Annotated in this window: 16 protein-coding genes; 9 read left to right on the forward strand and 7 right to left on the reverse strand. The window is 62.6% G+C overall.

Annotated features, from left to right (window positions below; translation table 11 throughout):
• Positions 1 to 112 precede the first annotated feature (112 nt).
• From rpmH to yidC, 3 genes are read left to right on the forward strand one after another with little or no spacing between them, the layout of a single operon-like run.
• Entirely contained in the window at positions 113 to 247 is a 135-nt protein-coding gene (gene rpmH, locus NKI20_RS09900) for a 50S ribosomal protein L34 (protein WP_008833937.1), read from the forward strand.
• A gap of 16 nt (positions 248 to 263) precedes the next feature.
• Complete coding sequence (rnpA, locus tag NKI20_RS09905; protein ID WP_023761357.1) at positions 264 to 617, forward strand: ribonuclease P protein component; 354 nt, start codon at positions 264 to 266, stop codon at positions 615 to 617.
• A 14-nt stretch (positions 618 to 631) separates the two neighbouring features.
• Positions 632 to 2,443 (forward strand): membrane protein insertase YidC, encoded by a 1,812-nt coding sequence (gene yidC / locus NKI20_RS09910; protein ID WP_352830164.1) that lies wholly within the window; start codon positions 632 to 634, stop codon positions 2,441 to 2,443.
• 33 nt (positions 2,444 to 2,476) lie between these two features.
• Here the strand turns inward: yidC and NKI20_RS09915 are convergent, their stop codons facing one another.
• On the reverse strand, positions 2,477 to 2,842 hold the full coding sequence (locus tag NKI20_RS09915) for a hypothetical protein (RefSeq protein WP_352830165.1): 366 nt from the start codon (positions 2,840 to 2,842) through the stop codon (positions 2,477 to 2,479).
• Between the two features lie 153 nt (positions 2,843 to 2,995).
• On the opposite strand from NKI20_RS09915, the gene NKI20_RS09920 reads away from it, so the two are divergent.
• Together NKI20_RS09920 and yihA are read left to right on the forward strand one after the other, a co-directional pair.
• Complete coding sequence (locus NKI20_RS09920; protein ID WP_352634753.1) at positions 2,996 to 3,634, forward strand: CatB-related O-acetyltransferase; 639 nt, start codon at positions 2,996 to 2,998, stop codon at positions 3,632 to 3,634.
• A complete protein-coding gene (yihA, locus tag NKI20_RS09925) occupies positions 3,631 to 4,290 on the forward strand; it encodes a ribosome biogenesis GTP-binding protein YihA/YsxC (protein WP_352601785.1) in 660 nt (219 codons plus the stop codon). The genes NKI20_RS09920 and yihA overlap by 4 nt, the downstream gene beginning before the upstream one ends.
• Positions 4,291 to 4,346: 56 nt before the next feature.
• On the opposite strand, the gene NKI20_RS09930 is transcribed toward yihA, so the two are convergent.
• Positions 4,347 to 5,081, reverse strand: a complete 735-nt coding sequence (locus NKI20_RS09930) for a TetR/AcrR family transcriptional regulator (RefSeq protein WP_352601783.1) — start codon at positions 5,079 to 5,081, stop codon at positions 4,347 to 4,349.
• Between the two features lie 127 nt (positions 5,082 to 5,208).
• Here NKI20_RS09930 and NKI20_RS09935 point away from each other — a divergent pair, with 127 nt between their 5' ends.
• Together NKI20_RS09935 and NKI20_RS09940 are read left to right on the forward strand one after the other, a co-directional pair.
• Positions 5,209 to 6,411, forward strand: a complete 1,203-nt coding sequence (locus tag NKI20_RS09935; protein WP_352830167.1) for an HlyD family secretion protein — start codon at positions 5,209 to 5,211, stop codon at positions 6,409 to 6,411.
• 22 nt (positions 6,412 to 6,433) lie between these two features.
• Positions 6,434 to 8,026 carry a DHA2 family efflux MFS transporter permease subunit gene (locus NKI20_RS09940; RefSeq protein ID WP_352601779.1) on the forward strand — a complete coding sequence of 531 codons (1,593 nt, stop codon included), beginning with the start codon at positions 6,434 to 6,436 and terminating at the stop codon, positions 8,024 to 8,026.
• Positions 8,027 to 8,197: 171 nt separating this feature from the next.
• Here NKI20_RS09940 and msrB read toward each other — a convergent pair whose 3' ends face one another.
• From msrB to NKI20_RS09960, 4 genes are all read right to left on the reverse strand, one after another.
• A complete protein-coding gene (gene msrB / locus NKI20_RS09945) occupies positions 8,198 to 8,701 on the reverse strand; it encodes a peptide-methionine (R)-S-oxide reductase MsrB (RefSeq protein ID WP_352601777.1) in 504 nt (167 codons plus the stop codon).
• Positions 8,702 to 8,932: 231 nt separating this feature from the next.
• On the reverse strand, positions 8,933 to 9,490 hold the full coding sequence (locus tag NKI20_RS09950) for a fasciclin domain-containing protein (RefSeq protein ID WP_352601775.1): 558 nt from the start codon (positions 9,488 to 9,490) through the stop codon (positions 8,933 to 8,935).
• Between the two features lie 224 nt (positions 9,491 to 9,714).
• Positions 9,715 to 10,440 (reverse strand): anti-sigma factor, encoded by a 726-nt coding sequence (locus tag NKI20_RS09955; protein ID WP_352601857.1) that lies wholly within the window; start codon positions 10,438 to 10,440, stop codon positions 9,715 to 9,717.
• Positions 10,437 to 10,976: a sigma-70 family RNA polymerase sigma factor gene (locus NKI20_RS09960; RefSeq protein WP_023761368.1), complete on the reverse strand. Its 540-nt coding sequence runs from the start codon at positions 10,974 to 10,976 to the stop codon at positions 10,437 to 10,439. Before NKI20_RS09960 ends, NKI20_RS09955 begins: the two co-directional genes overlap by 4 nt.
• Before the next feature lie 147 nt (positions 10,977 to 11,123).
• On the opposite strand from NKI20_RS09960, the gene NKI20_RS09965 reads away from it, so the two are divergent.
• Both NKI20_RS09965 and argB read left to right on the forward strand, forming a co-directional pair.
• Positions 11,124 to 12,620, forward strand: a complete 1,497-nt coding sequence (locus NKI20_RS09965) for an amidase (protein ID WP_352601773.1) — start codon at positions 11,124 to 11,126, stop codon at positions 12,618 to 12,620.
• Positions 12,621 to 12,726: 106 nt separating this feature from the next.
• Entirely contained in the window at positions 12,727 to 13,620 is an 894-nt protein-coding gene (argB, locus tag NKI20_RS09970; protein ID WP_352635618.1) for an acetylglutamate kinase, read from the forward strand.
• A gap of 38 nt (positions 13,621 to 13,658) precedes the next feature.
• On the opposite strand, the gene NKI20_RS09975 is transcribed toward argB, so the two are convergent.
• Positions 13,659 to 14,057, reverse strand: a complete 399-nt coding sequence (locus NKI20_RS09975) for a RidA family protein (protein ID WP_023761371.1) — start codon at positions 14,055 to 14,057, stop codon at positions 13,659 to 13,661.
• Positions 14,058 to 14,253 lie beyond the last annotated feature (196 nt).

Genomic DNA, 14,253 nt, shown 5'->3' on the forward strand with positions numbered 1-14,253 from the left:
GCTCGGGCCATTCGTCCCGGCGCGGTTTCGATCGCGCCGAAAACGGCCCGGCAAAGCTCCTGTTACACAGTGACAGAATCAAGAAGGGCCGCACCCCGCGGTATTAAAACAAATGAAGCGTACCTACCAACCGTCCAAACTCGTCCGCAAACGTCGGCACGGCTTTCGTGCCCGCATGGCCACCAAGGGTGGTCGCGGCGTCGTCGCAGCTCGCCGCAATCGCGGCCGCAAGCGGCTCAGCGCCTGAACGGAAGACGAGATCGTTGCCCGCAACCGGCAAGCCAGTGGGACCAAATCCCCAGCGGCTTCTGAAGCGCGCGGAATTCCTGGCCGTCCGTCGTGGTGAAAAGCGACGTGGGCGGCTTTTTCTCGTTGAAGTTCTCGACCGCGGCGACGGCCTGTCGCCGCGCGTCGGTTACACCGTCACCAAGAAGGTCGGCAATGCGGTTATCCGCAACCGCGTCCGGCGGCGGCTGCGAGAAGCCGTCCGTACACACGCTGCATGTGACATGGCGCCTGGCAATGACTATGTCATCGTCGGGCGCGAAGACGTGCTTACCATTCCGTTCGGCCAGTTGAAGGCCGAACTCTCCCGCCGATTGCGCGGAACACGATAGGCCAAGGGCTTTCGATGGAAAACAACCGGAATTTCTTCATCACCATCGCATTGTCGGTGCTGATCCTGGCCGTATGGCAATATTTTTACGTGTTGCCGCGCAGCGAGCAGCAGCGCGAGGCGGCCCGCGTCGAACAGCAGCGCATCGAGGAGCAGAAGAAGGCCGCCGGCACAAATCCCGGCACCGATACCGGAACGCCCGCTGCTCCTGGCGCCATTCCGAACGCACCCGGCACCGATGCCGTGACGCCGGCCGGCCGCGAACAGGCGCTGGCCACGACGACCCGCGCCAAGATCGATACGCCGAGCCTCGAGGGTTCGATCAACCTGACCGGCGCCCGTCTCGACGACCTCAAGCTCAAGCACTACACCGAGACGGTCGACAAGAACTCGCCCGAGATCAGCCTGCTCAACCCGGCGGCACTTCCCAACGGCTATTATGCCGAGATCGGCTTCGTCGGCAACGACAAGACCGGCGCGGTGCCTGGTCCGGAGACGGTTTGGACCGTCGACGGCAATGCGACGCTGACGCCGTCGACGCCGGTCACCCTGACCTATTCGAACGACAAGGGCCTGACCTTCAAGCGCACCTTTTCCGTTGACACCAACTACATGTTCACGGTTTCCGACACGGTGCAGAATGCGGGCACGGCTGCCGTCTCGCTGTCCAATTACGGCCGCGTAACCCGGTTCGACAAGCCGCTCGTTGCCAGCACCTATGTGCTGCATGAGGGCTTGATCGGCTTCACCGGCACCGAAGGCCTGCAGGAACACAAATACGCGTCCATCGAAAAGGACAAGCAGGCCACGCCGGGCAAGTCGACCGACGGCTGGCTTGGCATCACCGACAAATACTGGGCGGTGACGCTGGTGCCGACGGAGAAGCAGCCGTTCCAGCCGCGCTACGCCTATTTCGAGGACGGCCGCCATCGCTACCAGTCTGACTTCCTGACCGATCCGATCACAGTCGCCGCCGGCCAGTCGGCGACGGTGGAGAGCGAAATCTTCGCCGGCGCCAAGGAAGTTGCCAAGATCAACGCCTATGCGGAAGACCGTCACATCAAGCGGTTCGACCTGTTGATCGACTGGGGCTGGTTCCACTTCATCACCAAGCCGATGTTCTGGCTGATCGACACGCTCTACAAATTCTTCGGCAATTTCGGCCTGGCGATCCTCGCCACCACCGTCATCGTCAAAGCCATCTTCTTCCCGCTCGCCAACAAGTCCTATGCGTCGATGGCGAACATGAAAAAGGTGCAGCCGAAAATGCTCGAAATCCGCGAGAAATACGCGGACGACAAGATGAAGCAGCAGCAGGCGATGATGGAGCTGTACAAGACCGAGAAGATCAATCCGCTCGCCGGCTGCTGGCCGGTGGCGCTGCAGATCCCGGTCTTCTTCTCGCTCTACAAGGTGCTCTACATCACCATCGAGATGCGGCACGCGCCGTTCTTCGGCTGGATCCAGGATCTGGCGGCACCCGATCCGACCTCGATCTTCAACCTGTTCGGCCTCGTTCCGCTCACGCTGCCGCACATGCTGATGATCGGTGTCTGGCCGCTGATCATGGGCGTCACCATGTTCCTGCAGATGCGCATGAACCCGACGCCGCCGGATCCGACGCAGGCCGCGATCTTCACCTGGATGCCGGTCATCTTCACCTTCATGATGGCGGGTTTCCCGGCCGGCCTCGTCATCTACTGGGCCTGGAACAACACGCTGTCGATCCTCCAGCAGGGCGTGATCATGAAGCGCCAGGGCGCCAAGATCGAGCTGTGGGACAATCTGGTTGCGCTGTTCCGAAAGAAACCGTCGCCGGCAGAATAGCAGGCGTTGCCTACGCGAAATCAAAAGCCCCGGTCAGTTCATTGCCCGGGGCTTTTTTGTCGGCGAGGCATCCCATTCCGACCGATTTCCAATCTGCGGCGAAACTTTGGCCTGACGCACCTCGTAACTGCGCTTTGCCATTCCCTGCGGCATGCGCTTCGGCACGCCTTTGCACAGGCCATGGATTGCGGCCACCGTGTTTTCGCGACGGCGGCAAGATACCCTTGCCAAGACGGCTTCCGGCGCAAAGGCGCCGGTGTTTGGGAGGCCGTAGCGGCAGACCGGGGTCCTGTCGGCCTCCACGGGGCCCCGGTTCTTTTGCTTGGACTCGAAGATCTGTAGGGTTTGGCTTGTCGACGCCGACTGCTCCAGGAGATCGCTTCTTGGCGGCGCTGTCATGGACCTTGGCCTATGGCGACGGCAAATGAGCAAAGCCGCCATCGAAAGCTCGCTCGTCAGCCGATTGGTGCTATAGGGCGGATCACGCTATTTTGGACAGGCGCATGCGGATTTCGGATGCGTCTGGCGGCCATTTTTTTGACGGATCTCGACATGGACGGACCCAACCCCAACATCAAGCACCCGATCCCGATGCACACGCGTGTCGGGTTCCTTAAGGGGCTGGTGAGCGCGCCGAACATCGAGATCGGCGATTACACCTATTATGACGATCCCGATGGGCCGGACAAATTCGCCGAGAAATGCGTGCTGCATCATTATCCGTTCATCGGCGACAAACTCATCATCGGCAGGTTCTGCGCCATCGCCGAAGGCGCGCGCTTCATCATGAACGGCGCCAACCACGCCATGTCCGGTTTTTCGACCTACCCGTTCAACATTTTCGGCCATGGCTGGGAAAAGGGTTTTGACCCGGCGACTTGGTCCAAGGAAGTGCGCGGCGACACAATCGTCGGCAACGACGTTTGGATCGGCATGGAGGCGGTGATCCTGCCCGGCGTTACGATCGGCCATGGCGCCATCATTGCCGCGAAGTCGGTGGTCACGCACGACGTGCCATCTTATGCGATCGTCGCAGGCAATGCGGCCAAGGTGGTGAAGATGCGTTTCGACGACCGCACGATCAGGCGGCTGCTGGCAGTGGCGTGGTGGGACTGGCCGGTGGACAAGATCAGCCGCAACCTCGATGCTATCCGGGGTGCCAATATTTCTCTTCTGGAGGCAGCAGCTTGAACGCTCTGAACAGCAGCACGATCGGCACCGAACTGTTTACGCGGGGATGGGTATTCATCCGCGGCGTGCCGGCAATGAAATTCCTGCCGCCGGAAGGGCCGCCGGAAATCGCCTTTGCCGGCCGCTCGAATGTCGGCAAGTCGTCGCTGATCAACGCGCTGGTCAACCAGAAGGGGTTGGCCCGCACCTCCAACACGCCGGGACGCACGCAGGAACTCAACTATTTCGTGCCGGACGGTTTTTCGGGCGAGGGCGCCGACCTGCCGCCCTTGGCGCTTGTCGACATGCCGGGTTACGGCTACGCCACGGCACCGAAGGAGAAGGTAGACGAGTGGACCAAGCTGGTCTTCGACTATCTAAAGGGCCGCGTCACGCTGAAGCGGGTCTATGTGCTGATCGACGCCCGACACGGCATCAAGGCCAAGGACGATGAAGTGCTGTCGCTGCTCGACAAGGCGGCCGTGTCCTATCAGATCGTGCTGACCAAGACCGACAAGATCAAGGCTGCCGGCGTGCCGCGGCTGATCGAGGAGACGCTGGCAAAGATCAAGAAGCGGCCGGCAGCGTTTCCGTTCGTTCTGGCGACATCTTCGGAAAAGGCCGAGGGCCTGCAGGAATTGCAGGCCGCGATAGTGCTTGCGGCCAATGGCGGATAGAACAATTCCCAAAGCGCATAGCGCCTTCCCTTAGGAATTGCGCGGAAACAAAAATGCTAAGGCTTGGCCTCGATGGCAATCGTCTGATGGCTTTCTTCCGCCACGAGCCTTTCGGTGCCGTAAGCCTTCAGGAACATGCTGACGCCTGACGTGACGATGTGGTCGATCTCGTCCTGCGACGGGGCCTTGGTTCGGTAGGCGAAGATGCACTGGCGGAACAGACTGGCCAAGCACAGTTCAGTGAACTGATAGGCGGCGAGATCGACATCATCGATCCGCAACAGGCCGCGCTCGATGGCAGCATTGAGAAAGGCCACGACCTTGTCGTGACCGCGCTTGGGTCCACGTTCGTAAAAACGCGCGCCCATGTCGGGAATCCGGTCGGATGCGCCGATCACCGTACGCTGTGCCTGGATGACCTTGGCTGATGTGATCTTGAGCGCCAGCACCTTGCCGAACTTCACCAGTGTCTGGCGAAGGTCGTCGGATTTCTCCAGCATGTCGTACATGTTCTTGAAGATGCTGCCGCGCTCTTCCTCGATCAGCGCTTCGAACAGCTCTTCCTTGTTGGCGAAGTAGACATAGATCGTGCCCTTGGAGACACCGGCCTCGCGGGTGATGTCGTTCATCGACGCAGCTTCGAAGCCCTTGTCTATGAAGACACGCCGGGCCCCATCGATGATCTGGCTACGCTTGACCGGGTCCTGCCCTGCCGCCGGGCGACCACGGCGCAAGCTGTCCAGCAAATCGCCACACTGGTCGGTTTCGACGTTGGGCAGAGTCTCGGCCATAAAGGTCACACCTCGAAAATAATTCGAACCATCCGGTTCGATTGCACTTGATATGGTCCTCTTTACGCGCTATGTCAACGTCCTGATCGAACCGAACGGTTCAGTACTATTACATTAGAGAGATGTCATGTCCTCGAACGCGCCAACATCAGCCGAAGTCCGTCCCTTCCCCAACGCCAAGGTCGCGCCAGCGACGGAAGCACCTGAAATACCAGTCCAGCCCGCGGTATCGCCGCCGCCGACAGAGGCTCCGGCCAAGAAGAAGCGCTCGGTGCGCTCCTTTCTACTGCCCGTCATCGGCGTTGCCTTGCTGGGTGCCGGCGCCTGGTACGGTTACGACTACTTGACCACGGGCCGCTTCATGATCTCGACGGACGATGCCTATGTACAGGCCGATATGGCGTTCATATCGCCCAAGATTTCCGGCTATGTCGATCAGGTCAAGGTCGGCGAGAACCAGCTGGTCAAGGCCGGCGACCCACTGCTCGTCGTTGATGATGGCGACTATAAAATAGCTGTCGCCCAGGCCGAGGCGCAGATGGCCACGTTGAGCAAGACGCTCGACCGTATCGACGCCCAGACCGAGGCGGCGCGCGCCTCGTTGCAGCAGGCCCAGGCGCAGAAGGTCGCCGACCGTGCCTCTGCCGACAATGCGGCCAAAGTCGCGGCGCGCGCCTCGCAGCTGCTCAAGACGCATGTCGGCACGCAGGCGCAACTGGACGACGCCCAGACGGCAGTCCAGCAGGCCGACGCAGCCCTTGTCGGCGCCGACGCGCAGATCGCCGCGGCGCAGGCCAATATCGGCGTGCTGCAGGCGCAGCGCGCCGAATCGGCAAGCACGCTCGCATCCTTGCAGCTCAGCCACGACAAGGCCCTGCGGGATCTTTCCTTCACCGTGCTCAAGGCGCCTTATGACGGTGTCGTCGGCAACCGTTCCGTGGAGCAGGGCGATCTCGTCAGCCCCGGCCAGAAGCTTGCCGTCATCGTGCCGATGGACAAGCTCTACATCGTCGCCAACTTCAAGGAGACGCAGCTTGCCCGGCTGGTGCCCGGCGAGAAGGTCAAGATCTCGGTCGATGCGACCGACGGCCAGGACTTCGAGGGAACCGTCTCGTCGCTCGCGCCGGCTTCCGGTGCCGTGTTCTCGCTGCTGCCGCCCGAAAACGCCACCGGCAACTTCACCAAGGTCGTGCAGCGCGTTCCGGTCCGCATCGACGTACCCGCCGACGCGCTGAAGAGCGGCAAGCTGCGCGCCGGCCTCAGCGTCGTCGTCGCCGTCGACAGCCGCACCGCCCCCGCCGCGTCGGCGTCGGCCGCCGCGTCGAACTGAGCGGCCGCCGGGGAGCAATGCCATGGCAACCGCAACCCTGACAGCAGGAGCGCCGCCGGCAAGGCCGGCTGTGCCCGACACCATCTCGACACGGCGCGTCATCGCTTTCCTGGCGATGGTGTTCGGCATGTTCATGGCCATCCTGGATATCCAGATCGTCTCCGCCTCGCTGGCCGAGATCCAGGCCGGCCTGAGCGCCAGTTCCGATGAAATCCCGTGGGTGCAGACCGCCTATCTGATCGCCGAGGTGGTGATGATCCCGCTGTCGGGCTTCCTCAGCCGGATGCTGTCGACGCGCGTGCTGTTCACGATTTCGGCGGCGGGCTTTACCGCTGCCAGCGCCCTTGCCGCGACCGCCACCAACATCGACCAGATGATCGTCTACCGCGCCGTCCAGGGCTTCATCGGCGGCGGCATGATCCCGAGCGTCTTCGCTGCCGCCTTCACCATCTTCCCGCCGTCGCGCCGCGCCGTGGTGTCGCCGATGATCGGCCTGGTGGCAACGTTGGCGCCGACCATCGGCCCGACGGTCGGCGGCTATATCAGCCATGCAATGTCCTGGCATTGGCTGTTCCTGGTCAATGTCGTGCCCGGCATCCTGGTGACGACGGCGGCCTGGACGCTGATCGACTTCGACAAGCCCAATCTCAAGCTGTTCAGCAAGTTCGACTGGTGGGGTCTCGCCGGCATGGCGGCCTTCCTGGGCTGCATGGAATATGTGCTTGAGGAAGGACCCAACAACGACTGGCTGCAGGACCAGGGCGTCTTCATCTGCGCCATTGTCATGACCATTGGCGGGGTGCTGTTCTTCTGGCGCGTGTTCACGGCCGAAGAGCCGATCGTCGACCTGAAGGCCTTCACCAATATCAATTTCGCCTTCGGCTCGCTGTTTTCCTTCGTCATCGGCATCGGCCTCTACGGCCTGACCTATCTCTACCCGGTGTTTCTCGGGCGCATCCGCGGCTATGATTCGATGATGATCGGCGAGGCGCTGTTCGTCAGCGGACTGGCGATGTTCTTCACCGCACCGATCTCGGGCATCCTGTCGAACAAGATCGACCCGCGGCTAATGATGATGATCGGCTTTTTCGGCTTCGCCACCGGCACTTGGTGGATGACGCATCTGACCGCCGATTGGGATTTCTACGAGCTGCTCATCCCGCAGATCCTGCGGGGCTGTTCGATGATGCTGTGCATGGTGCCGATCAACAACATAGCGCTCGGCACGCTGCCGCCGGAGCGGTTGAAGAATGCGTCCGGCCTGTTCAATCTCACCCGCAACCTTGGTGGCGCCGTCGGCCTCGCCCTGATCAACACGGTGCTGATCGACCGCAATGCCTTCCACTTCGCAAGGCTTTCCGAGCATGTGCAATGGGGCAGTGAAGCCGCGCAGTCCAAGCTGCAGAACATGACGCTCAATTTCGAGCAGACCCCCGGCCTGAACGCGACAAATGCCGCGATCTCCAAGCTGTCGGGCATGGTCCATCAGCAGGCGTCGCTGCTGTCCTTCATGGACGTGTTCTTCATGCTGACGGTGCTGTTTGCGACGCTCGGGCTGTTCACCATGCTGATCCGCAAGCCGGTCCCCGCCGGCGGCGGCGGTGGCGGGCACTGATTCCGGAGCAAGTCCAGGAATAGTAAAAGGCGGTTTTCCGTCAGGAATTGCGACAAAGATACGTGGGCAGCGTTTCGGGAAGCTCCTCCAGTCCACGCCCGAAAAGCTGTGACCGCGCAAAAAACTCCGGGCTGCCAAGCCCGGAGTTTTTCGTTTCCAGTTTGGAACTTGTCAGGCGGTCGCGGGCTTGAAGCTCAGCGCTACGCCGTTGATGCAGTGGCGCAGGCCGGTCGGCGCCGGGCCATCGTCGAAGACGTGGCCAAGATGGCCGCCGCAACGGCGGCAATGCACCTCGGTGCGGGTCATGCCGAGCGACCTGTCCACGGTTTTGCCGATGCCATTGGGGATCTCTTGCCAGAAGCTCGGCCAGCCGGTGCCGGAATCAAACTTCGTCTCCGACGGGTAGACCGGCAGGTCGCAGCCGGCGCAGGCAAAGATGCCCTTGCGGTGTTCGTTGAGCAGCGGGCTCGTACCGGGATACTCCGTGCCTCCCTTGCGCAGCACGTCGAAGGCAGCCGGCGACAGGATGGCTTTCCATTCGGCGTCGGTCTTGGTGACTTCGAACTTCTCGGCGGCCTGCGCCGCCTGCGGGCTGCTCATGCGCAGCACTGTCGCCGCGCCCCCGGCGACGCCAATGGCGGCGGCACCGCTCCAAAGAAAGTCGCGACGGTTCATGACCAGTTCCTCCTATTGTCTCTTTGCCAAACTATACCGCCGCGCGGAAATCAAAAGCCGGTGACGGTGGCCCTCGACCGAACACCCCGCGCCGTTCCACATCTGGATGTGGACGCCGCGGAGTGCGCGGGTCGATTGCGGATCTCGGGAGCGGGATCATGCAATCGACGGAGGGCTCTTGCAGCCAGTTCGCCGGCAGCAAGCCCCCTGTTACATCTTCGACAAAAGAAGTTACATCTTGGGCAAAAGAACCTTGTCGATGACGTGAATGACGCCGTTGGACTGTTCGACATCGGCGATCGTCACATGGGCGACATTGCCGTTCTCGTCGGTGACGGTGACCTTGCCGCCTTCGGCCTTGAGCGACAGCTCGCAGCCGCCAACAGTCTTGACCTTGTGGGTGCCGCCATCGGCCTTGGCCATCGAGGCAACGTCCGCCCGCATCGCCTTGGCACCGACGACATGGCAGGTCAGAATTTTGGTGAGCTTGTCCTTGTTCTCGGGCTTGAGCAGCGTCTCGACCGTGCCGGCCGGCAGTGCCGCAAAGGCTTTGTTGGTCGGCGCGAACACCGTGAACGGACCGGCGCCCTGCAGCGTCTCGACCAGGCCGGCGGCCTTCACGGCGGCGACCAGCGTCGTGTGGTCCTTCGAGTTGACGGCGTTTTCGATGATGTTCTTGTTGGCATACATTGGGGCGCCGCCGACCGTCGGGTTTTTGGCATAGGCGGAGGTGGCAAGGGCGGAGACGGCGATGGTACCGGCGAGCAAAAGGGTGGCGAATCTGCGCATGATATAATACTCCTTGGATTTTCCACTTCCCATCTTTGGGACGAGAGGAGATACGGGACAAAAATGCGCTAGTTTCAGGAATATTGTGATTTTTTAAATTATCTACCAGGTCAGATACATTTTCGAATGCCGCCGGGTGTGCCCACGAACATGCTCACTGAGGCGTGTGCAGCGAATGATAGACTTCAGGTAATCTATTTTGAGTTTGCAGACGCAAGAGCCGGTCAGATGCTCTTCAGATCGCCCGCGGCGACCACCGGTCCGGTTGGCTGGCCGGTCGGCGAACCGCCTGACGGCTCGAGGCTGACGGCCAGCACCGCGCCCTGGGCGAGCTTCTGCCGGGCCGCCGGCGAGACGATGATGCGCGCCGTAGCACCTGCCGGAATGACGCCCATCGACACCGGCGGGTTCTTGCCTTCGATCATCCACAGCTCGAAGTCCTTGCCGGCGGCGCGCTCACCGGAGACGTGCGACAGGCCGACCTCGTGATGCGCGGCGTCGTAGACGGCGAGATATTTGACGTCGCTGCCTTCGGCGGCCAGCGAGGCGACGAGGCGCGCCTGCGGTTGCTCGACCGGCGGGTTAAGGATGGGCACGGCGATGTAGATCACCAGTGCGGCGACCGCTGCCGCGGCGAGGCCGCGCCAGAAGGCCAGGCTGGACCACAATCCGCGCGGTTGAGCGGGTGCGGTAACGGCCCCGGCGGACGCAAACAGCCTGCGGTCGATCGCCGGCTTGACCGAAGTCGGCGGCTCGATGTCCTGATAGGCGGCAGCCAGCGGCGAAAAATTGACCTCCCAGCCGTCGACAAGGCGGGCGAAGTCGGTCTCGGCTTCGATGCGGCGAGACGCGATCCGGCGTTCGTCGGCAGCCAGCACGCCGAGAACGTATTCGGCGGCGAGCAGGTCGTCGCCTCCACGTTCCGGTCCTGTGTCTTCTGCCAGCGTCATCTTTCCAGACATTCTCTGAGTTTCAGCAGGCTGCGGCGCAGCCAGGTACGCATCGTGTTCAGCGGCACGCCGTGGCGCTCCGCCAGTTCGGCATAGCTTTCGCCCTTGAGATAAGCACCCCGGACGGCCGCCGCCCGGTCCTTCTCCAATTCATCGAGGCAATGGTGGATGCGTTCGGATTCGTCGCCCGCCACCACCATCGCTTCAGGCCCCGGCGCCGGATCGGCCACGTCGAGTGCGGCATCGATGTCGGCAGCAGGCTTGCGCCGCGCCCTGATGCGATCGATCGCATGATTGCGCGCGATCGCCACCAACCAGGAGATCGGGCTCAGGTCGGAGACGGCAAAACGGTCCGCCTTCGTCCATATCTTGACGAAGACTTCCTGTAGAGCTTCTTCCGCATCTCCCCGATCGTTCAATACACGAAGACAAACGCCGAAAAGTTTCGCGCTGGTCTGCCGGTAGAGCAGATCGAACGCGGCCCGATCCTTCATCGAAGTCCGGACGATCAGCTTGGTGATGTCCTGCGGCGTCATCGCAGGCAAATTAGGCGATTGCGATATATTTGCAACGGCGGAAAACCTTGTGCACGCCCTAGCTTTGCGTGTCGCCAGCCCGGCTCCGCCCGTCGATTGCCAATGTAGCCGCCACTGGCTAGCTTGCTATAGGGACGGGGAGCGCGCATGTCGGTTGAACAGATACTATGGTCGCAAGACGCAACCGGCCTCGCCGATCTGATTCGCAAGGGGGAGGTCTCGCCCATCGAGCTGACCGAGGCCGCGATTGCCCGCGCCGAGGCCACCCGTCGCGACATCAACGCCACGGCCGTGTCGCTCTATGATGCCGCCCGCGCCCGCGCCAGGATCGTCGACCGCTCGCTGCCGCTGGCCGGCGTCCCGTTCGCCATCAAGGATCTCGGCATAGCCATCAAGGGCGTGTCGACGCATGGCGGCAGCCGCATTCCGGCATGGCTGGCCGACGTCGATTCGGCGCTCACCGACCGCTATCTTGCCGCCGGGCTCATTCCGATCGTCACCTCGACGTCGCCGGAACACGGGCTGCGGCTGATGACCGAGTCCAAAGCCTTTGGCATCACCTGCAATCCGTGGAACACCGGCCATACCAGCGGTGGCTCGTCGGGTGGTGCGGCGGCACTGGTCGCCGCAGGTGTCGTGCCGGTGGCGCACGCCTCGGATGGCGGCGGCTCGATCCGCGTGCCCGCCGCCTGCACCGGGCTTGTCGGCCTGAAGACGTCGCGCGGCCGCACACCGCTGACGCCCCTGGTGAGCGAAAGCTGGTACGGCATGGTGGTCGACCATGCACTCACCCGTTCGGTGCGCGATTGCGCGTTGCTGCTTGATCTCACCCACGGTCCCGACCTTTTGTCGCCCTATGCCGCGCCGCCGCCGAAAGGCACGTTCACGGCGGCCGCCGCACGCGATCCCGGCAAGCTCAGGCTGGCCGTGTACCGCAAATCGCCGCTTGGCCTGCCGATCTCGGATGAGACGCTCAAGGCGCTCGACACGGCGGTGGCGCTTGCCCGCGAGGGCGGACACACCGTCGAGGAGATCGACCTGCCATTCATAGGGCGCGATTTCCTCGCTGGCTTCTGCAGGACGGTTGCCTCGGCCGTCGCCGGCACGATGCGGGCGGAGGCGCTGCGTGTAGGCCGTTCCGTTATGGGCGATGTCGAGCGGGCCACCCGGGTGCTCGGCAGGTTGGGCGAGATGCTGTCGGCCGGCGAGACCTATGCCGACCTGCAGCGGCTGCATGCCGCCTCGCGGCAGCTGATCGCCGAGACTGCTCGGTATGACGCTGTGCTGATGCCGATCATTGCCCATCCGCCGCTCGCCTGCGGCGCCATGGATCCGAAAGGCACAGACGAGTTCATTGAGAACCTGCTCGACAAGCTTCACCTGACGCCCTTGCTGAAGCTGAAACCGTTCTTCGGCCAGCTGATGGACAAGAGCCTCTGGTTCACCCATTGGCCGGCGATCCAGAATGTCAGCGGCCAGCCGTCCATCGCACTGCCGGTCCATGTCACCGATGCCGGCCTGCCGCTCGGCATCCAGGCGGCGGGCCGCCCGGGCGACGAGGAGACGCTGCTGTCGCTCGCCGCGCAGATGGAAAAGATCTCGGGCTGGCTGGGCCGCAGGGCACCGCTAAAGGTGCCGTCATGATGACGAGGTCGTGAGGCGCTGGAATATGACAGCAAAGCCATTTGCGGGTGGAGCCAATTCCCGCTAAGACGCCGCCGTCCTTACCGATCTCCAGGGAACCAAGCCGATGACGGAAATAACCGCCACCGCCGAAATGCAGGCGGCCCTGCTTTCACGGGCGCTGCCCTACATGCAGCGCTACGAGAACAAGACCGTTGTGGTGAAATATGGCGGCCATGCCATGGGCGATACCGAGCTCGGCAAGGCGTTCGCGCGCGATATCGCCTTGTTGAAGCAATCCGGCGTCAACCCGATTGTCGTCCATGGCGGCGGCCCGCAGATCGGCGCCATGCTGGCCAAGATGGGCATCGAATCGAAGTTCGAAGGCGGCCTGCGCGTCACCGACCAGAAGACGGTCGAGATCGTCGAAATGGTGCTGGCCGGTTCGATCAACAAGGAGATCGTCGCGCTGATCAACGCCGAGGGCGAATGGGCAATCGGCCTGTGCGGCAAGGACGGCAACATGGTGTTCGCCGAAAAGGCGCGCAAGACGATGATCGACCCGGACTCCAACATCGAGCGCGTGCTCGATCTCGGCTTTGTCGGCGAGCCGGTCGAGGTCGACCGCACCTTGCTCGACCTTTTGGCGCGCTCCGAAATGATCCCGGTGCTGGCGCCGGTGGCGCCCGGCCGCGACGGCCACACCTACAACATCAATGCCGATACCTTCGCCGGCGCCATTGCCGGAGCCTGCCAGGCAACGCGGCTGCTGTTCCTCACCGATGTGCCTGGTGTGCTCGACAAGAACAAGAAGCTGATCGACGAGCTGACCGTGGCCGAGGCCAAGGCGCTGATCAAGGACGGCACCGTCTCGGGCGGCATGATCCCCAAGGTCGAAACCTGCATCGAAGCGATCGAGCGCGGCGTCGAAGGCGTCGTCATCCTCAACGGCAAAACGCCGCATTCGGTGCTGCTCGAGCTGTTCACCGAACACGGCGCCGGCACGCTGATCGTGCCCTGAGCGGCGGCCGATCTGTTGATCGGTCTGCCGCCGATCGATCAAGCGGCCTGAGGAAGGCGTGCAATGACCTTTATCTCGAAGTCGAAGCCCGCCAGCCAGTTCACGCCCACTGCGGTCCAGTTCGTGTAAGGGGGTTCGCCGAATACCTTCTTTCGAACCGCGTCGATCGCCTCCCACTGCGCGGCCGGATCGGTGTGGAATGTGGTGACGTCGACAATGTCGTCGAACGTGCCACCGGCGGCTTTCAGCACGGCTGCGAGATTATCGAAGGCAAGCTGGACCTGCTTTTCGAAGACCGGCTCGGGCGACCCGTCTTCGCGGCTGCCGACCTGGCCGGAGACGAACAGAAGGTCGCCCGAACGGATCGCCGCCGAATAACGGTTTATCTCGTAGAGAGCCTGCCGGCCGGCCGGAAAGATCGCGTCGCGTTTCGTCATAGTTTCACTCCATCTAGATAAGGCAGCTCCGACCTCCTGATGATCGCGACGTGGCTTCGCCGGGAAGGCGAGAGCTATCCGCAGGGCTTCAGGGTTTTGGATCGCTGCACTCCAACATCCGGGACGGCTGTTGACATACGCCCCGTATGCCGGATGTGGGTACATACGGCGCGTATGTCAAATGTGAATACGCGCG

This window comes from Mesorhizobium sp. M0830, assembly GCF_040319965.1.
Taxonomy (GTDB): domain Bacteria; phylum Pseudomonadota; class Alphaproteobacteria; order Rhizobiales; family Rhizobiaceae; genus Mesorhizobium.